The sequence below is a fragment of the Variovorax sp. P1_H2 genome (assembly GCF_056405295.1).
The window spans coordinates 42708-61648 of record NZ_JBFUCJ010000029.1; the positions used below are offsets into that span (position 1 = coordinate 42708).

18 protein-coding genes are annotated in these 18941 nt (G+C 67.2%); 12 read left to right on the plus strand and 6 right to left on the minus strand.

All coding sequences use genetic code 11. From position 1 onward, the window contains the following. Positions 1 to 17 precede the first annotated feature (17 nt). On the minus strand, positions 18 to 1043 hold the full coding sequence (locus tag AC1D2E_RS12810; protein WP_478197753.1) for an ABC transporter substrate-binding protein: 1026 nt from the start codon (positions 1041 to 1043) through the stop codon (positions 18 to 20). On the opposite strand from AC1D2E_RS12810, the gene AC1D2E_RS12815 reads away from it, so the two are divergent. Then, positions 1042 to 1734: a MarR family winged helix-turn-helix transcriptional regulator gene (locus AC1D2E_RS12815; protein WP_478197754.1), complete on the plus strand. Its 693-nt coding sequence runs from the start codon at positions 1042 to 1044 to the stop codon at positions 1732 to 1734. The genes AC1D2E_RS12810 and AC1D2E_RS12815 overlap by 2 nt on opposite strands. A gap of 95 nt (positions 1735 to 1829) precedes the next feature. Here AC1D2E_RS12815 and AC1D2E_RS12820 read toward each other — a convergent pair whose 3' ends face one another. The 3 genes from AC1D2E_RS12820 to AC1D2E_RS12830 form a co-directional block, all read right to left on the minus strand. Further along, entirely contained in the window at positions 1830 to 2153 is a 324-nt protein-coding gene (locus AC1D2E_RS12820; protein ID WP_478197755.1) for a HigA family addiction module antitoxin, read from the minus strand. A gap of 39 nt (positions 2154 to 2192) precedes the next feature. Beyond that, complete coding sequence (locus AC1D2E_RS12825) at positions 2193 to 2462, minus strand: type II toxin-antitoxin system RelE/ParE family toxin (protein WP_478197756.1); 270 nt, start codon at positions 2460 to 2462, stop codon at positions 2193 to 2195. 211 nt (positions 2463 to 2673) lie between these two features. Further along, on the minus strand, positions 2674 to 3225 hold the full coding sequence (locus AC1D2E_RS12830) for a TetR/AcrR family transcriptional regulator (protein ID WP_478197757.1): 552 nt from the start codon (positions 3223 to 3225) through the stop codon (positions 2674 to 2676). A gap of 206 nt (positions 3226 to 3431) precedes the next feature. On the opposite strand from AC1D2E_RS12830, the gene AC1D2E_RS12835 reads away from it, so the two are divergent. The 7 genes from AC1D2E_RS12835 to AC1D2E_RS12865 all read left to right on the plus strand — a co-directional run bounded on the left by AC1D2E_RS12835 (position 3432) and on the right by AC1D2E_RS12865 (position 11554). After that, positions 3432 to 4688: a branched-chain amino acid ABC transporter substrate-binding protein gene (locus tag AC1D2E_RS12835; protein ID WP_478197758.1), complete on the plus strand. Its 1257-nt coding sequence runs from the start codon at positions 3432 to 3434 to the stop codon at positions 4686 to 4688. A gap of 34 nt (positions 4689 to 4722) precedes the next feature. After that, the gene (locus tag AC1D2E_RS12840; RefSeq protein ID WP_478197759.1) at positions 4723 to 6357 is read left to right on the plus strand and encodes an acyl-CoA dehydrogenase family protein; all 1635 of its coding nucleotides are present in this window, start codon (positions 4723 to 4725) and stop codon (positions 6355 to 6357) included. 12 nt (positions 6358 to 6369) lie between these two features. Continuing rightward, positions 6370 to 7872 (plus strand): class I adenylate-forming enzyme family protein, encoded by a 1503-nt coding sequence (locus tag AC1D2E_RS12845; protein WP_478197760.1) that lies wholly within the window; start codon positions 6370 to 6372, stop codon positions 7870 to 7872. A gap of 10 nt (positions 7873 to 7882) precedes the next feature. Further along, the gene (locus tag AC1D2E_RS12850; RefSeq protein WP_478197761.1) at positions 7883 to 8707 is read left to right on the plus strand and encodes a thioesterase family protein; all 825 of its coding nucleotides are present in this window, start codon (positions 7883 to 7885) and stop codon (positions 8705 to 8707) included. A gap of 100 nt (positions 8708 to 8807) precedes the next feature. Continuing rightward, positions 8808 to 9713, plus strand: a complete 906-nt coding sequence (locus AC1D2E_RS12855; protein ID WP_478197762.1) for an SDR family NAD(P)-dependent oxidoreductase — start codon at positions 8808 to 8810, stop codon at positions 9711 to 9713. A 40-nt stretch (positions 9714 to 9753) separates the two neighbouring features. After that, complete coding sequence (locus AC1D2E_RS12860; RefSeq protein WP_478197763.1) at positions 9754 to 10656, plus strand: LysR family transcriptional regulator; 903 nt, start codon at positions 9754 to 9756, stop codon at positions 10654 to 10656. A gap of 4 nt (positions 10657 to 10660) precedes the next feature. Next, complete coding sequence (locus AC1D2E_RS12865; protein ID WP_478197764.1) at positions 10661 to 11554, plus strand: LysR family transcriptional regulator; 894 nt, start codon at positions 10661 to 10663, stop codon at positions 11552 to 11554. A 38-nt stretch (positions 11555 to 11592) separates the two neighbouring features. On the opposite strand, the gene AC1D2E_RS12870 is transcribed toward AC1D2E_RS12865, so the two are convergent. Beyond that, positions 11593 to 12804: a DUF4382 domain-containing protein gene (locus AC1D2E_RS12870; protein WP_478197765.1), complete on the minus strand. Its 1212-nt coding sequence runs from the start codon at positions 12802 to 12804 to the stop codon at positions 11593 to 11595. 570 nt (positions 12805 to 13374) lie between these two features. Here AC1D2E_RS12870 and AC1D2E_RS12875 point away from each other — a divergent pair. From AC1D2E_RS12875 to AC1D2E_RS12890, 4 genes are all read left to right on the plus strand, one after another. Next, positions 13375 to 14529 (plus strand): mandelate racemase/muconate lactonizing enzyme family protein, encoded by a 1155-nt coding sequence (locus AC1D2E_RS12875; RefSeq protein WP_478197766.1) that lies wholly within the window; start codon positions 13375 to 13377, stop codon positions 14527 to 14529. 44 nt (positions 14530 to 14573) lie between these two features. Further along, a complete protein-coding gene (locus AC1D2E_RS12880; RefSeq protein ID WP_478197767.1) occupies positions 14574 to 15590 on the plus strand; it encodes a Bug family tripartite tricarboxylate transporter substrate binding protein in 1017 nt (338 codons plus the stop codon). Between the two features lie 2 nt (positions 15591 to 15592). Further along, a complete protein-coding gene (locus AC1D2E_RS12885; protein WP_478197768.1) occupies positions 15593 to 16300 on the plus strand; it encodes an arylmalonate decarboxylase in 708 nt (235 codons plus the stop codon). A 429-nt stretch (positions 16301 to 16729) separates the two neighbouring features. After that, the gene (locus AC1D2E_RS12890) at positions 16730 to 17353 is read left to right on the plus strand and encodes a hypothetical protein (protein WP_478197769.1); all 624 of its coding nucleotides are present in this window, start codon (positions 16730 to 16732) and stop codon (positions 17351 to 17353) included. A 213-nt stretch (positions 17354 to 17566) separates the two neighbouring features. Here the strand turns inward: AC1D2E_RS12890 and AC1D2E_RS12895 are convergent, their stop codons facing one another. Next, positions 17567 to 18730 (minus strand): hypothetical protein, encoded by a 1164-nt coding sequence (locus tag AC1D2E_RS12895; protein WP_478197770.1) that lies wholly within the window; start codon positions 18728 to 18730, stop codon positions 17567 to 17569. Positions 18731 to 18941: the final 211 nt, after the last annotated feature.

Consider the following 18941-nt stretch of genomic DNA (forward strand, 5'->3'; position numbering starts at 1 on the left):
TCGGCGCGTTCAAGGCGTCAGCGCGCGACTTCACGTTGCCAGCGCTTGGTCCAGTCCGGCAGCGACTTCGCCACCGCCTCCGGGTCGGGCAGCCACAGATTGTCGAAGCTCTCCTTGTAGGGAACGATCTTCGCGGCCTTGTCGCTGAGCACGACCCGGGTGTTGACCGGACCCGCGTACTTGCGCTCGGCGAAGCAGGTCTGCCCCTCCTTGGACAACACCTCGTCGATGTACTTGAGCGCCAGCGCCGGCGACTTGGCGCCCTTCGGGATCACCAGCGCCGGCAGGATGCCCACCGCGCCTTCCTTGGGATAGACCACGGCCAGGGGCAGGCCCTTGTCGATGGCGGAGCCCGCACGGTCCGGGTACCAGACGGCGATCGCGATTTCCTGGCGTTCGAACAGCGACACGATCTGGTCGGCCTGGGTGTAGAGCGTCACCGACGACTTGGCCAGCGGCTTGACGGCCTCGAAGCCCGCATCCATGTTGCCGAGCGTGCCGCCCTTGGCGCGGTTGAGCGCCATCAGCAACTGCGAGCCCGAGGTGCCGCTGATGTCGCCGATGGCCAGCTTCCCGGCGTACTCCGGCTTCGACAGGTCGGCCCACGAGGTCGGCGGCGTCTTGATCTGCTGGGTGTCGTAGACGATCACGGTGGCGCCGGTCATGAAGACCACATACTGGCCGTCCTTGTCGAAGGCCTTGGGGGACACCTCGCCGGCATTGGCCAGCCGGGTCTTGTCGATCACCTCCAGCAGCTTCTCGTTCTTGAGTTGCGCGGCCAGCGCGTTGTCGATGTAGACGATGTCGAAATCGGACTTTCCTCCCGTGGCCCGGATCGAGGCGGCGAACTGCGAGGAACTGCCGAGCTTCAGGGCCACCTTGGCGCCGGTCTTCTTCTCGAAGGCGGCAATGTGGCAGGCCTTCGAATCGTCCGCGAACGATCCGCCGAAGATGCCGATCACCAACTCTTCGGCCTGCGCGGCGCACGACATGAGCGTGGCGGCGAGACCGGCAGCCAGACAACGTGAGAACTTGGGGTTCATGGAAGCTCCTGATGAGGACAAGCAACGGACGATGGCACTTTATCTTTCGCAAAAGATAAATGCAAGGCATTTAAGATCGCGAGGCAAAACCTTGGAGAACCAGTCGATGAAGCACGGAAATGAAGCACCGAAGCCCGCAGCCGTCGCCGCGCTGCCGGTCCCGGTGAATGGCCATGCCGTCGAGGACGACCTGGTCGGGCGGGGCATCCGGCAGTGGCGCAGCGAGCGCCCCGACCTCGACAGCAGCGGCAAGGCGGTGGTCGGCCGCCTGCTGCGTCTCGAAGAGGTCGTGCTCCGGACCATCAACGCCGCACTGCAGCCCTTCGGATTGAAGTACCAGGAATACGCGGTGCTGGCGACGTTGCGGGTGTCGGGGCCGCCCTATCGCCTGTCTCCCTCGCGCCTGCAGGCGACCCTGTTGTTCACCTCCGGCGGCCTGTCGAACCTGTTGAAGCGCCTCGAGCACGAAGGCCTGATCAAGCGCTCGACGGATCCGAAGGATGGACGCGGCGTGCAGGTCAAGCTGAGCCTGAAAGGCCAGCGCCTGGTCGACGAGGCGATGCCCAAGCACGCTGCCGCGGAGCTTCACCTGCTGCGCATGTTCGACGCCCAGCAGCGAGAAGCGCTGTCGCAGCTACTGAGCCTGATGATGGTCGGGAACGATCCCGAACTGGGCCCCGAGCCCGCCTGACGGCGCCGGGCGCACGGCCTCCAGGTAGGCCCAAGCCCAAGGATCAACAGACAACTCTTCGGTCGTCCGGCAGGCCCTGGCCTTGCAGAGCCTCGTCATGCGGTCTCTGCTTCCTCGGCGCGCGGCTTGATTTCCTTTGCGATGGCCTTGCCGTCAGCCTTTGCCGCCGTCTTGAGGTCGTACTCGGCCTGCAGGTTGAGCCAGCCCTTGGCATCGGCTTCATCGCCTCCGAAGTAGCGGCTCAAGCGCAAGGCCGTATCCGCCGTCACGCCGCGCCGCGCCAACAGGATGTCACCGATGCGGGAGGCAGGCACATGCAGCGCCTTCGCCAACGCGTTCGCGCTCAGTTTGAGCGGCTTGAGATAGTCTTCCCGCAGCACTTCACCGGGGTGGACAGGGCGCATTCCGTTCTTGAACATCATCGCACTCCATTGCTAGAAAAATCCCGGCGAAGCCGGTCAGTGTGGGTCTTCGATCAGCACGTCGTAGGGGCCGCTGTCACCCCATTTGAACGTCAGGCGCCATTGCTGGTTGATCCTGATGTGCCAAGCGCCGTCGTACTCCTTCAGATCGTTGCCAGGGGGCATCCGCAGAAAGCCCAGAGTCGGCGCCGCATTCAACTGGGTCAACTTGCGCACCGCCACGTCTTTGATATTGGCGAAGCGGGCACTCTTGCCCGTCTCGAAGAGGGTCTGGGTGTCGGCGCAGGAGAACGACTGAACTGCCATCATGCAATTTTATACCGTTTATCGGTAAACGATATACGAGGCTCGTGAAACGGCCCGCACGGCGGCGGGCGCAAGTCGACAACCGCGACGACGAGCGCCTGCTGCGCGAGAAACCCTAAAAAGATCCTCGGCATCCCCCACAGCAAGCCGCACTTCGTGCTGCGGATGCTGAAGGAAGCCAGCGTGCCGCTGGGTCGCCGAGCCGCGCGCTTCAGCGCAAGGCCTCGAGGTAGGCGTTGATGGCGAGGCGGGTCTGCCGCGACAGGGCCTGCAGGTCGGGCGCGCCGACGGCGCTGATGTGGACGTGCGAGACCAGTCCGTACATCACGGTCTGGCACACCCGCGCAGCGTCCCGCAGCGCACCTCCCGCGGGCAGGTCCGAGGCGGCAGCCAGCGCGTCGGACCAAGCGTCGACGAAGCGCTCGTACATCTTGCGATAGGCATCGGCGCCCGACAGGTGGCGTTCGAGCAGATAGTGCGCGCCCCACTCCTCGGGGCGCTCGCGATGGGCCTCGATCTGCGAGTCGATCAAGGCATCGACGATCTCGCGCAGCGGGCGGTCCGCGTGTTGCGCGAGGGCGTCCTGCATCGCCAGCAGCAGCGCCTTGGAGCGCAGGTGCAGGCAGACGCGCGCCAGGTCTTCCTTGCTCGCGAAGTACTCGTAGAAGCTGCCCAGGCCGGTGCCGGCCACCATCACGATCTCGCGGATCGTGATGCCCGCGTAGCCGCGCTCGACCAAAAGCCGAACAAAGGCCTCCTGCAAGGCCTGCGAGGTGTGGAGAGCGCGCGACTGGCGCGGCTTCCTCCTCGGGGGAGAAGTCGGGGAACGAGTGATCCTGGCCTCCCTGTCGCGGAACCCGAACACCTGGGGCGGCCGTTGTTCCTAGAATTTTTCGAGCTGGCAAGACTGCATTTTGCAGTGGCAAGGCAGCAGGTCCCGGCCTCGCGCAGGCCCATGACAAGGGAGACATGACAACCATGAAAACCATCGCTTCGACCGCTCTGGCCGCACTCGCACTGGCCGCCGCAGCCGCGTCGGCCCAACCCGCCTCGACCGTGAGGATCGCCTCCCTGGACGCGATGTCCGGGCCGATGGCCGGCCTCGGCCTGAACGTGCTCAAGAGCTTCCAGTACACGGTCAAGATGGCCAACGACGAAGGCTGGGCCGGGCCGACCAAGTTCGAGATCGTGGCCTTCGACAACAAGCTGTCCGCGCAGGAGGCGCTGAGCCTGCTCAATTCGATCGTGGCGCAAGACATCCGCTACGTGGTGCAGGGCGCCAGTTCCTCGGCCGTCGGCATCGCCCTGCTTGGCGCCATCGACAAGCACAACAGCCGCAATCCGGGCAAGGAGATCGTGTACCTCAACTATGCCGCGCAGGCGCCCGTCATGACCAATGCGCAGTGCAGCTTCTGGCACTTCCGCACCGATGCGAATTCCGACATGAAGGTCGCGGCGATGACGACGCACATCGCGACGCAGCCCGGCGTGAAGAAGGTCTTTCTGCTGAACCCCAACTACGCCTACGGCCAGGAGGTCTCGAAGGCGGCGCGCGAGCAGTTGACCAAGAAGCGCCCCGACATCGAGGTCGTCGGCGACGACTTCCATCCGCTGGGCCAGGTCAAGGACTATTCGCCCTACATGGCGAAGATCAAGCGCGCCGGCGCCGACACGGTGATCACGGCCGACTTCGGCGCCGACCTGGCACTGATCGTGCGCGCCGCGCGCGATTCCGGCCTGGGCGTCGACTTCTACACGCTCAACGGCAACAATTTCGGCGTGCCGAGCGCCATGGGGGCGGCGGGCGAAGGCCGCGTCAAGCTGGTCTCGGCCTTCAGCCCGAACGACCCGCGCCTGGCGTCCCAGCCGCTGCTGGGCGGCTTCAAGCGCCAGGTCAACGAGGACTTCATCAACGGCCTGGGCCACAACGCGATCGTGATGCTGGCGCAGGCGATGCGCGAGACGAAGTCGACCGACCCCGCGGTCGTGGCCGCGAAGATGGAAGGCATGCGCTTCGAGGGCCTCAACGGCCCGGTCGAGATGCGCCGTGCCGACCACCAGGCCCAGCAGCCGATCTACGTGCTGAGCTGGGAAAAGGTCGACGGCAAGACCGTGGTGCACGACCAGGAGAACACCGGCCTGGGCTGGAAGCAGGTGGCGGTGGTCGATGCCAAGGCGGCCGAGCAAGCCACCACCTGCCAGATGAAGCGCCCAGCGGGCGGCTGAGCCCGCACCCCCATTCACCTCCGAAAGGCACACCATGACCGGCATCCATCCAGACAACCAGGTTCCCGAACTCAAGGACTACAACCTCTACACCAGCGACCCAGCGCTGCGCCGCGCGGTGGCGCGCGGCGGCGCCGGCTGGCGCGACGACGAGCTGGTGCGCCAGGGCGCGGAGTACGGGGCCGAAGCGACCCTGCGTGCCGCCGAGGACGCCAACCGCTACGAGCCCGACCTGCATACGCACTCTCGCACCGGCGAACGCATCGACTTCGTCAAATTCCACCCTTCGTGGCACGCGATGATGATCATCGCGCGGCGCAACGGCATCGCCAACCTGCCCTTCTTCGACCCGCGCCCCTCGGCCTGGACCGCCTACGGCGCCTCGCTCTACATGCACAGCCAGATCGAGTCGGGCTCCACCTGCCCGACCACGATGACCAAGGCCTGCATCCCGGTGGTGCGGCTCAACCCGGCGCTGTTCGACGCCGTCGGACCCAAGTTCAGAGCCATGGAGTATGACGAACGCGATCTGCCCTTCGCCGACAAGCGCTCGATGAACGTCGGCATGGGCATGACCGAAAAGCAGGGCGGCAGCGACGTGCGCAGCAACACCTCGCGGGCCGTGCCTGCAGGCCAGGGCCCCTGGGGTGACGAGTTCCTGATCACCGGGCACAAATGGTTCATGTCGGCGCCGATGTGCGATGCCCACCTGGTGCTGGCCAAGACGGACGAACACGGCCCGTCCTGCTTCTTCGTGCCGCGCTGGCGACCCGACGGCAGCAAGAACCCGATCCATATCCAACGCCTGAAGGACAAGGTGGGCAATCGCTCCAACGCGAGCAGCGAGGTCGAGTTCCAGGACGCCTGGGGCGTGCGCGTGGGCGAGGAAGGCCGCGGCATCCCGACCATCATCGAGATGGCGACCTACACCCGGCTCGACTGCGCGCTCGCCAGCGCCGGCTTCATCCGCCAGGCCTTCGCGCAGGCGCTGCACTACACGCGCAACCGCCACGCCTTCGGCAAGGCCCTGGTCGACCAGCCCGTGATGACCGAGCTGCTCGGCGACATGGCGCTGGAGTCCGAGGCCGCGACGCTGCTGGCGATGGACCTGACCTCGCACTTCGGCTCCACCGAGCCGCTGGACGTGGCCTGGCGCCGCCTGATGACACCGGCGGCCAAGTTCTGGAACTGCAAGCGCGCGGTGGCGCTGACCGGCGAAGCGATGGAAGTCTTCGGTGGCAACGGCTATGTCGAGGACGGTCCGATGGGTCGCCTGTTCCGCGAAGCCCCGGTGAACTCGATCTGGGAAGGCTCGGGCAACGTGATGAGCCTGGACGTGCTGCGCGCCGTCTCGCGCAACCCGAACGACGCGCATCGGGTGCTCGATCACCTGCAGGAAGTCGCCTCGCAGGACACCCGCCTGCGGGCCCAGACGCAGGCGCTGCGCGATGCGATCCTGCTGCCGCCGGCCGAACTCGAACGCCAGGCACGCCGCTTCACGCAGCGGCTGGTGCTCACCGCCCAGGCCTGCCTGATGCTCCAGCATGCGAGCCCCGAGGCCTCGGCCGCCTTTATCGGCAGCCGCTTCGACCCCGACTGGGGACCGGTGACGGGCATCACTGCCGGCACCAGCGATCCCGCCGCACTGTTGCGCGCGGCCTGGCAGTGAGGCACAGCACGCATGACTGATTTCGTCACGGTGCTCGACCAGCACGCCCGCGTGCAGCCGGCCAAGGAGTTCCTGCGCGCCGCGGGCCGCTCATTCAGCTATGGCGAGTTCGCCGAGCTCACGCGCCGCGCTGCCACCGTGCTGCGTGGCCAAGGCGTGGGTGCGGGCGACAGGGTTGCGCTGTGGTGCTTCAACACGCCGGGCTTCGCGATCGCGCTGTTCGGCGCCTGGCGGCTCGGCGCGGCCGTGGTGCCGGTCAACCACAAGCTGCAGGCGCCCGAAGTCGACTACGTGCTGCGCCATTCGGGCAGCAAGCTGTGCGTGGTGGACGGCGCGCTGGCAGCGCTGGCGCAGAAGATCGCGCATGCCACCGCATGGCTCTCGACCGACAGCGCCGGCGCCGACATGCCCTCCTTCGACGACCTGCTCGAGCAGGCCGTGCCGATCGACGATGACGCGCCGCCGACCGGCGATGCGCTGGCCGAGATCCTCTACACCTCCGGCACCACCGGCAAGCCAAAGGGTTGCCTGCACACGCACACCAACGTGTTCCTCGCCGCCGTCTGCGTAGCCGCCAGCACCTCGATCACCCGCAACGAGCGCACCCTGATCGCGATGCCGGTGTGGCATTCGTCGCCGCTCAACAACTGGCTGCTCGGCACCTTGCTGATGGGCGGCAGCGCGGTGTTCCTGCGCGAGTACGCGCCCAAGGCCTTCCTCGACACGCTGGCGCAGGAGCGCATCACGTTCACCTTCGGTGCGCCGATCGCCTTCCTGGCGCCGCTCTCGGTGGTGCCGGACGTCAAGGCCTACGACTTCAGCACCATGCGCATGTGGGCCTACGGCGGCGGCCCGCTGGGTGCCGACATGGCGCGCAAGCTGGCCGACAGCTACGGCAGCGATCGCTTCGTGCAGGTCTACGGCATGACCGAAGCCGGCCCGCTGGGCACGGTGCTCTATCCCGAGGAGGCGATTGCCAAGGCGGGCTCGATCGGCCGCGCGGGCGTCCCCGGCGTCGCCGTCGAGGTGCGCCGCGCCGATGGGCAGCGCTGCAGCGCCGGCGAGGTCGGTGAGATCCACCTGCGCTCGCCCGCGATCATGACCGGCTACCTCGACAACCCGGAGGCCTCGGCAACCGCCTTCGACGCGCAAGGCTGGTACCGCACCGGCGACCTGGCGCGGATCGACGAGGACGGCTACCTGTTCATCGTCGACCGGCTGCGCGACATGATCGTCACCGGCGGCGAGAACGTCTACTCGAAGGAGGTCGAGGACGTGCTGGCGATGCATCCCGACGTGCAGGACGTCGCCGTCATCGGCCGGCCGCATCCGGAATGGGGCGAGACGGTGACGGCGGTGGTGGTGCCACGCGCCGGGCGGGTGCTCGACACCGACGCCTTGCGCAAACACCTCAAGCCGCAGCTGGCGCGCTACAAGATCCCGCGCACCTATGAAATCCGTGACACCCTGCCGCGCACGGCGACGGGCAAGCTGCTCAAGCACCAGCTGCGGTAACAATGCGGCGATGAATCACTCCGCGACCGCATCCGAACGCCGCGCCGCCGTCTTCACGCGCGAGGGCGAGGTCTGGCAACCCAGCGAACTCGCGCGCGGCCCCTGGGACCCCCGCGCCCAGCACGGCGGCGCGCCCAGCGCCCTGATGGCGCATGTGGCCGAGAGCGCCATGGCCGAGCCCGGTTGGCAGCTTGTGCGCCTGACCGTCGAGCTGGTCAAGCCGGTGCCGGTCGCGCCGCTGGCCACCCGTTGCAGCACGCAGTCCGCACGTTCGACCACGCGCCTGACGATCGACCTGCTCGCCGGCGAAACGCTGGTGGCACGCGGCCATGCGCTCATGCTGCGCGGCCAGGCGCTGGCCCTGCCCGATGGCCTGCCCGGGCCGTCGCCTGCGCGACTGCTTCCACTGCCGCGCGATTGCAGCGAGCCGCTGCGCATCCCGGGCCTGCCCGAGGGCATCTCGTTCTACGCCACGGCGGTCGACACCCTGGCGGCCCAGGGCGACGTCTCGCGGCCGGGTCCCGGCGCGGCCTGGTTCCGGCTCGCGGTGCCGATGGTGCGGGGGGCGCCCAACTCACCCGCGATGCGCGCCGCCGCCGCGGCCGACTTCGGCAACGGCCTCAGCTGGGTGCTGCCGCCCGATCGGTTCCTGTTCTCCAATGCCGACCTGAACCTGCACCTGCACCGCCAGCCGGTGGGCGAATGGATCGGCCTCTCGTCGGAAACCCAGGCCGACACCAGCGGCGCCGGCACCACGCTCTCGCGGCTCTACGACGAACAGGGACCGATCGGCGTGGCCGTTCAGACGCTGGTGCTGCGCGAACGCTCCGCCTAGCCCGGGCCGAAGCCCCTCTTTCGGAATGCCGAAGCACGGGCAGCGCCGGCCGTGGCATTCTGCGGGGGCTATTCCGCACGCAAGCTTCTGGAGAGATCCGATGGTCGAAGGCAAAGTGGTTCTGGTCACCGGCGCAGGAGGCGGCATCGGCCGCGACATCGCGCTGGCCATGGCGCGGCACGGTGCCCGCGTGGTGGTCAACGACATCGGCGCCGCGGTCGACGGCGCCGGCCACAGTGCCGGGCCGGCGCAGCAGGTGGTCGACGAGATCCATGCGCTCGGCGGCGAGGCCGTGCCCAACACCGACAGCGTGGCCGATGCCGCTGCCGCAGCCCGCATCGTGCAGTGCGCGGTCGACAACTTCGGCCGCATCGACGCGGTGGTCAACAACGCGGGCATCCTGCGCGACCGCTTCTTCCACAAGATGTCGGTCGACGAATGGGATTCGGTGATCAAGGTGCACTTGTACGGCAGCTACTTCGTGAGCCGGGCGGCGGCAACCTTCTTCAAGGAACAGAATTCGGGCGCGATGGTGCACATGACCTCGACCTCGGGCCTGATCGGCAACTTCGGCCAGGCCAACTATGCGGCCGCCAAGCTCGGCATCGCGGCGCTGTCGAAGTCGATCGCGCTCGACATGCTGAAGTTCAACGTGCGCTCCAACTGCATCGCGCCCTTCGCATGGAGCCGGATGATCGGCGCCATACCGACCGACACCGAGGAGCAGAAGGCGCGCGTGGCCAAGATCCAGCAGATGACGCCATCGAAGATCGCGCCGCTGGCGGTCTACCTGGCCAGCGATGCGGCGCACGAGGTCAACGGCCAGATCTTCTCGGTGCGCAACAACGAGATCTCGCTGATCAGCCAGCCGCGGCCGGTGCGCTCGGTGCACCGCTCCGAAGGCTGGACGCCGCAGACCATCGCCGAGCACGCGATGCCGGCGATGCGCGCGAGCTTCTACCCCCTGGACCGCTCGGCCGACGTCTTCAGCTGGGACCCCATTTGAGCGTTCGCGGCCTCGGCGGATTTAGCGGGACAATCCGCCCGTGAACCTGCATTTCGACCTTTTCGATCTCAAGCTCTTCGCCTTCGTCGCCGAGGCCCGCAGCCTGACGCGCGGCGCCGACAAGGCCTGCATCTCGCTGGCGGCCGCTTCGACCCGCATCAAGCAGATGGAAGAAGCCATCGGCGGCAAGCTGCTGCACCGCACCGCCCAGGGCGTGAACCTCACGGCCGCGGGCGAGGCCCTGCTCTACCACGCCAAGCGCGTGATGCAGCAGATGGAGCACCTGCGCATCGACATGCAGGACTTCGGCAAGGGCATCAAGGGCCACGTGCGGGTGTTCGCCAACACCACCTCGATCACCGAGTACCTGCCCGAGAAGCTGGCCGGCTTCCTGACGCAGCATCCGGCAGTGCAGGTCGACCTGCGCGAATACCTCAGCGAGGAGATCGTGCGCTCGGTGGCCGACGGCGGCGCCGACATCGGCATCCTCGCGGGCGACGTCCACACCGGCGACTTCGATGCCCGCCCCTTCGGCCGCAACCAGCTGGTGCTGGTGGTGCCGGCCGCCCATCGCTTCGCCGAGGCGAGCGCGATGGCTTTCGTCGACACGCTCGAGGAGCAGCACGTCGGGCTCCACCATGGCAGCGCGATCCACCGCTTCCTGCTGCGCAAGGCCGAGCTCGCCGGCCGCGGCTACGCACCGCGGATCCAGGTCGGCAGCTTCGAGGCCATCTGCCTCATGATCGAAGCCGGCGTCGGCGTCGGCGTGCTGCCGGCCTCGTCGGCACGGCGCCTGTCGCGCGCGCTGCGCATCAAGACCCTGCCGCTGACCGATGCCTGGGCCGAGCGCGAACTCAAGATCATCGCCCGCAACCGCGAGCAGTTGCCTGCGTCCGCGCGCGAACTCTTCGACTATCTCGCACAGCCGGCGGAATCTCGCTGACCCGATGTCAGCCGACCTGAAATCGTTGCGCCTGTTCGTCGCCGTGGCCGACCACGGCAGCATCAGCGAGGGTGCCAAGCGCTGCCACATCGCGCTGGCCGCCGCCAGCAAGCGCATCTCCGACCTCGAGGCGCGGGCCCGCCTGCCGCTGCTGGTGCGCCATGCGCGCGGCGTCACGCTGACCTCCGCGGGCCACGGCCTGCTGCTGCATGCGCGCGCCGTGCTGTCGGCCATGGACCGGCTGGGCGCCGAGCTCGACGACTTCCAGAACGGCGTGACGGGCGTGGTCAGCATCACGGCCAACGCCTCCACCATCGCCCAGTTCCTGCCGGCGCAGATCGGCTCCTTCCTGCGGCTGCACCCGGTGCTCAAGATCGACCTGCAGGAGCGCGCCAGCACCGAGGTGGTCAAGGCGGTGCTCGGCGGACTGGCCGACATCGGCGTGATCGAGGGCCAGACGCCGGCCGAGGGGCTCGAATGCCTGGCCTACCGCAACGACGAGTTGGCCGTGGTCGTGGGACGCGACCATCCGCTGGCCCGGCGCCGGCGCATCGGCGTGGACGAGGTGCTGCGCCACGACCATATCGTGGTCCGCGAAGGCACGGCGCTGCACCGCGTGCTGCTGAGCGCCGCGCTCGAGGCGCAGGTGCCGCTGAAGGTCCGCATGCAGGTCGGCAGCTTCGACATGGTGTGCCGCATGGTCGAGCAAGGCGTCGGCATCGGCGTGCTGCCCTTCGCGGCGATCCTGCCCCAGCTGCAGATCCTGCGCCTGCGCTGCCTGCGGCTCGACGCCCCCTGGGCGGTGCGCCAGCACCTGCTGTGCGTGCGGCGCGAGCAGGACCTGACGGCGGCGGCGCGCTCGGTGCTGGAGCACCTTCGAACCCCGGACCCGGCCTGACTGGCCCCCACGCTCCCCACTTCGCCGCTCAAGTCAACTCAGGGCAGCGTGAAGTTGGTCGCGAAGGTTGCGTCCCCCGCGAGCGTCGGCGAGGACGCCGTCTTCACCGAGCCGGCCCCGCTGGCTTCCACCACGTACTTGCCAGCCGCAGCCGTGTTCGGCACAAAGTTCAGCGCCGTCGGCGCGACTGCGTAGGGCGCCACCAGCGGCGCATTCACCGGCACCGCGTAGGTGTAGGCGCCTGTGTCGCCGTCCGCCGCACGGTCGGCCACGACGATGGTCGGGCCGCCGGACAGCGGCTGCAGGGCACGCACCTGCGCCTCGATCGGCGAGCTCGCGGTACTCACGGCGCCGGACAGGGTGGCCGTCGGCGAAGTGGACACGGCGAGCGCCGACGTCGACGCATTGAGCGCGGTCACGGTTTCGGCGGCGACGGGCACGCCGGTCACCACCGCGGTGGAGCGGCCGGGCGCCGTCAGCACCAGGTGATAGCTTCCGGCAGGCACCGGCTGCAGCAGGAACTTACCCGTGCTGTCCGGCACCGTCGCCTTGACGATGACCCCGTTCTGCTGCAGCGAAACGCTGGTCCTCGGATCGACCAGGCCGACGTCCACATAGCCAAGCACGCCAGAGACCAGGCGCGGCACCACGCTCAGTACCGGCTTGAGCAGGTACTGTCCGGACTTGCCGGCTTTCACCACTGACTTGCAGGCGTCGAAGTCGATCACGAAGTCCGCCATCTGGTTGGCCGCCACATCGATGCTGGCATTCGCCTTCAAGCCCGATTCCTGGCCGCTGGGCGTCTTCAGCGCGATTTCCTTTTCGCCAGTGGGAATGACCGAATTGGCCAGCGGCGTGCTGCCGCCGTTCTCAGCCAGGACCAGGCGCAGCTGGGTGTATTTGCCCACCGGCAGTGGCAATTGCCCGAGTTCGAACAGCACACCGTTGGTCAGCGACAAGAGGTCGATGCGCGCCGGCGGGTCCACCGCCAGGTCCTGCCAACCAGCTTCGCTTTCTGCCGCATTGGCGGCCTGGTGGACGCGTACCTTGGTGACGGTCACGTTGACGGCGTCATAGCCGCAGGCCGGCGCGTCGGTCATGGCCAGCCGCAGCGTGCCTTTCTCGGCGGTGGGGGTAGGGGTCGCGCCGACGGGAATCGAGCCCCCGCCGCCGCCGCCGCCGCCGCAGGCCAGGAGGGAACCCAGCACTACCGCGGATAACGCGGCACGTATGCAGGCGAAGGTTTTCATTTTTCTATCTCCAAGATGGAATATGGGAATAGCTCACATTTTGTACACGCGCAAACGCTCCGAGCAAGGGCCCGCATGCAGATCGCGGCGTCGTTGCAACGCTGCTGGCGCGATCTCAAAACACGGCAGTTATGCTCGAATTCCAACGATGCAAAAGGACATTCCATGAAGAAGCTAGTCGCAGCACTCTTCGCAACGGCCATGCTCGGGGGGTGTGTTGTCTACCCCGAGGCCCCAGGCAATTCAGGCGGCGGGTACGGAAAGCAATGCCCGCCAGGACAGGCAAAAAAAGGAAACTGCTAGTCCCCGTTTTCAACAGGTGGCCAACTTCGGCTGGCTGTTAAAAAGATTCGGCAGGCCGTCGCGACCGTCGCTTGACGGCGCTCGGTGGGCGCTCGGACCTCGCGTCGGGCTCAGTAGCTGCTTGCCCCGCTGACCTCGCCGCGCTGGCGGCCCGGCGCCGGCCTGAGCCTTCGCGAAACGCGAAGCCTCGCGCCCGCCACAAACGAATTGTTCTCCTCGGCCCGCGCGTCAAGAATCGCGAAGCCGAACAAGCCAAGGAGACATTTCTTGAAGATCATCCGCGTCAGCGCCACGCCGCTGAACATCCCGGTCACCATCGACGTGTTGGGCCTCGACAAAAAGACCTCGCTGTCGCTCTGCCTGACCGAGATCGAGACCGACACCGGCCTCGTCGGCCATGGCATGACCGCCATCACCGAAGAGGAAATCATCGCCGCCGCGGTGCGCGAAGTGGCCGGCCCGGCGCTGATCGGCGAAGACCCGATGGCCACCGAGCGGCTCTGGGAAAAGCTCTACTGGCTGCTGTCGCCGCGCGGGCAGACCGGCTACGCCAGCCATGCCATCGCCGCGCTCGACATCGCGCTGTGGGACCTCAAGGCCAAGGCGCTCGGCCAGCCGCTGTGGCGACTGCTGGGCGGCGCGCGCTCGCGGGTCCCGGTCTACGCGACCTTCGGCTTCGGCTTCTTCGAGCGCGACGAACTCGCCGCGGCCGCGAAGCTCTGGGTGTCGCAGGGCTTCCGGCGCCTCAAGATGACCGTCGGCGGCCATGCGCTGGCGCGCCGCGACGAGCCGCGGCCGATCGACGAAGTGATCGACGAGGACGTGCGCCGGGTGGCGGCGGTGCGCGAGGCCGTGGGCCCCGACGTGAAGCTCTATGTCGACGCCAACTGCGGCCTCGACCTGTTCCATGCCAGCGACCTGGCACGGCGCATCGAGCCCTACGGCATCAGCTTCTTCGAGGAGCCGCTGACGCAGAACGACGTGCGCCAGATGGCGCAGCTGCGCGCGCGCACCACGATCCCGCTCGCCTGCGGCCAGAACGAGGGGCTGTCCTTCCGCTTCCGCGATCTGCTGGTGAACCAGGCGGCCGACGTGCTGCAGCCCAACGCGACCATCTCGGGCGGCTATTCGCAGTGCCTGAAGATCGCCGGCATGGCGCAGGCCTTCAACGTGCCGATCGACAACGGCGGGGCCTGGCCCTTCCACAACATGCACCTGCACGCGGGCGTCGCCAACGGCGGGATGGTCGAATACCACTACGTGGCGGTGAAGATGCTCGAGCAGATCTTCGACGGCCTGCCGGTGCCCGACCAGGGCTGGCTCACGCTGCCCGAGACGCCGGGGCTGGGCTTCGCTCCGAATGCCGAGCGGGTGCGAGAGTTGGCGAAACTACCGACCTCCCACGGCAAAGGCAAAGCCTGAAGCGCCAGCACAAGCATCGGGTTAGAAAGCACAACGGAGACACGATGAAACAGAGACGACCAGCGATTCGACCCTCACGCCGGCGTGCGCTGCGCACGGGAACCCTGGCACTGGCCCTCGGCCTGGCGGGCGCATTCGGCACGACCGCCGCCTGGGCCCAGAAGTACGCCGATAAGCCGATCCGCCTCGTGGTGGGCTACTCGGCGGGCGGCGGCGTCGATGCGGCCGCGCGGATCCTGAGCGCGCGCCTGCCGGCGGTGCTCGGCCAGCAGGTGGTGGTCGAGAACCGCGCCGGCGCCACCGGCATGATCGCGGCCGACCTGGTCGCCAAGGCCGCGCCCGACGGCTACACGCTGATGATGGGCGACAGCGCGATGCTGATCGCCAAGCTGCTGCAGCCGAAGATCGCGATCGACCCGCTGACCAGCTTCAAGCCGGTGGCCGGCGCCTTCGTCTCGCCGCTGATGATCGTCACCGGCAACGACTTCCCGGCCCGCACGCCGGCCGAGCTGGTGACCGAGCTCAAGACCCATCCGGGGCGCTATTCCTTCGCCACCTCGGGCGTCGGCACCGTGCAGCACCTGGGCTTCGAGATGCTCAAGCAGGCCACCGGCAGCTTCGTGGTGCACGTGCCGTACCGTGGCGCCGCGCAGATCGTGCCCGACGTGGTCGGCGGGCAGGTGCCGATCGGCGTCGTCAGCGCCACGGCCGGCATGGCGCAAGCCAAGGCCGGCAAGCTGCGCGCGCTGGCGTTGATGAACACCGCGCGGCTCGAAGCCGCCGACGGCGTGGTGCCGCTGGCCGATGCGCTGCCGGGCTTCGACGTCGCACCGCGCCTCTTCCTGCTGGCGCCGGCCGGCACGCCGGACGAGATCGTCGACAAGCTCGCGGCCGCGGTGAAGACCGTGCTCGACACCCCCGAGGCCGCCACCGCGGCCGCCGCCCAAGGCACCTTGCGGGCCTACGCCACGCCCGCGCAGCTGCGCAAGGAATTGATCGACGAGAACGCGCGCTGGAAGCGCATCATCACCGAGCAGCGCATCGTGGCGGAAGGGAGCTGACCATGGCGCAACCCCACCTGGGCCTGATCGTGCCGCCGGCCGCCGGCGCGGTGCCGGTCGACGGCCCGCTGCTGTACGGCGAGCGCATCCGCTTCAGCGCGCGCGGGCTCGGCCTGGGCGAGATCTCGACGCGCGGCTACACCGAGGTGATCGATTCGGTGATCGAGAAGGCCGTCGAGCTCGCCGCCCTCGGCGTCGGCGCCGTCTCGCTCATGGGCACCTCGCTGAGCTTCTTCCGGGGCGCCGACTTCAACCGGCAGCTGCAGACCGAAATGGCGCGCGCCACCGGCCTGCCCTGCAGCACGATGAGCGACGCCATCGTCGGCGGCCTGCGCAGCCTGGGCGTGCGGCGGGTCGCGGTGGCCACCGCCTACATCGACGAGGTCAACCTGCAGCTGCGCCGCTACCTGCAGGACAGCGACTTCGAGCCGCTGGCCTTGCAGGGGCTGTCGATCTCCGACGTGCAGGCGGTCGGCGCCGTGCCGACCCATGTGCTGGTCGACCTGTGCACGACGGTCTTCGAGGCCAGCCCGGGCGCCGACGGCATCCTGATCTCGTGCKGCGGACTGGTCACGCTCGACGCGGTGCGCGAGGTCGAGGCACGGCACGGCGTGCCCGTGGTCTCGAGCTCGCCCGCGGGCTTCCGGGAGCTGGTGCGCAGCGCCGGGCTGGATGCGCGCTCGCCAGGCCACGGGCGCCTGTTCGCCTGAGCGCGGCAGATCGATGCGCCGGCGGCGCGCAGCACGCTCTGTGCCTTGCGCCCACCGAAATCACCGATGCGTTGCGGCGCACGCGACGACACTTTCGGATCATTCACATCCCTCCTTCCGAACGGTCTCAGTTCGCTCCACCACCGCTCGCGGTGAAATGGCTGTGCTCACGCCACACCCATGCAGGAAAGGAGATCCGCTGCCACCCCAGAGCACCGAGCGAACAACGCCGCGCCGCAGGGCGGGATGTCATGAAGTTCCAGGACATCCATCTGAGGCAAAAAGACGAGCCCCGAAGGTGCGCCAACACCAACGAGGCTCTGACCACAACGTGCCCCTTGGAAGGAAACGCACATCATGGCTACTTCGAATCATAGTCAACCCTCCAGCATCGCCATCGCCGTCTACGGCGGAACGGTGCAGGTCTTCGTGAACTCGCGTAACGGCCCGGCCCACCGGGTCGCCCTCGCCGCAACGGGATTGAAACGCCGTCGCCCGGCGGCCCAGCGACCCAGCCTTCTTGGTATCGCGCCCAGGCATGGCCTCGCATCGATGCTCGATCGCGCCTTGCCGCGCGCCGAGTCTTCCAGCGCAGAGGCGTCAAGCGGCGCGTTCATCGCCACCCACTCGCCCTTCCAGGTGTTTGTCGAACTGGCGAAGGTCGTGGGTTCGGCCAGAAGCGAGATCCTGATCGTCGATCCCTATGTCAACGCGACGGCGCTGACGGACATCGCGATCTCTGCGCGGGAAGGCGTTCAAATCCGCATCCTCGGCGATCGCGCTGGGACCAAGTCGAGCCTCGCGCCGGCGGTCAGCCGCTGGCAGGCGCAGTACAAGGCGTCGCGCCCCCTGGAGGTCCGCCTCGCACGCGACAAGTCTTTGCACGACCGCCTGCTGCTGATCGATCGTGCGGAGGTCTGGAACCTGTCCCAGTCGATCGCGGACTTTGCGAAGAAATCGCCCGCGTCGATCGAGCGCAGCAGCGCCGCCATCGCGAAGGAAAAGGCAACTGCGTACCTTGGCCTTTGGAAGGCCGCTGCGTCATTTCCCTGATCTGGAGTTCCATCCAGCAGCGTGATGGAGAGTTCACGCGTTAGATGACCCGCATTTGGAGATGCCGGATCTTGTACTCCGCGCCGTGGCGCCGGCCATCGCCAGCGTGTCGGTCGCGGTGTTACTCATTCGCGCCGCTGCGCGTGAACGTCGTGACCGGATCTGCCTCTCGATCGTCTTGCGCGCTTTGAAGTCCGCGGGCGTGCACCGGATCTAATGAGAAGGCTCTGATTCCGTCTCGACTTGGCTAGACTGCTTGGCGGTCGGCAGCACGTTACGCAACGTCCACATCACGACATCTTCCTTTCTGAGGACAACACGCGCGCCATGCGACAACGACGTCTCGTCTTGCGCGAGACGTTCAGCTTCCACCAGAATCTGCCCCCCGATGCGCGAGCGCAAAATGACGTTGCGCAGAATCCCGTTCGTATCGTCGCCTCCGCCCGCGCATCGAAGCCCTGTCGTTGCGGTCAAACGCAGAGCCTGGCAGGTTTGAGACTTCACAATGAGATCAACATTCCTAATCTCGCCAAAGCCCAGTAGACGAACCGCCGCCGCCGAAACGGTTGTGTAGCTTCCGGTCAGCACCACGAGAATGACGAGGCCCAACAGGCCACTGATCAGTCCAACACGCCAGGCACGCGACCTGGACTGGCGTGCCGTCATGGAGTTAAGGCCCATGATGAAGAAAAGCCACGCAGAGACCACGCAGACGATCTGCCAGTCAGGATGGGCGCTGTCTTTGGCGACACTCAGCGCAAACCAAAGTGCTATGGATATCCCGAGCAACCACATGAATGCGGCGCACCAGAGTGCCCAAGCGCGGCCGGCGAACTGCATCCAAGGAAAACGGTTGCCAGCGCCCTTGGCCGCGTGAGAAATCTTGGCAGAAAGGCCACCGGCACCGAGCAGAGCCAACACGATAAAAGCGCCGAAGAGGACATGCACAGTTACCCATGGCAGCGCCTTCTCCCAAACGACGCGCGCTACCACCGCCAGCAAAAATACCGCGCATGGCAGGGCCACGGCAGCAAGCGCCCAGCGATCAAATTCAATTGAAGCCTCATCTACCGCGTAGCGGGTCATCACACCAGGGAGAACAATGATGAAGGCCGTTGCAGCAACCGTGCTCAATCCTACCAACGCGATCGCCAAGAGCAACCCCGTCGAACTTGCAAGATCGATGTCGGGCATGAACCCGATGCGAAGGAAGAAGCCCATTAACAAGAGACCGCCACAAGTCAGCGAAGCCGCAGTGAGCATCACGACGGGGTTGTTGCGCGCATGTGTTTGCCACCACGGAATGCGCTTGAGTCTTGGACTTTCTGCGCGACGATTCTTTCTAGGGATGGTCTGCAGAACACGATTTGCAGTCACGGCTGAATGAATAAGGTGATGCCGACGCAACCAGATGACTCGATCGAGCAAGCTCGGCAACGATTTGCCGCGCGGGGCCGCCGCTTTGGCCGCCCTGCAGGCCCGTTTCGGGCCTCCCAGAGGCACTCATCCCCTGACCTCCATCAACTTTCGCCGCGCCATCCACAAATTCGACAGCGCGAACAGCGTGACGATCTGCGCCGTGTTCTTC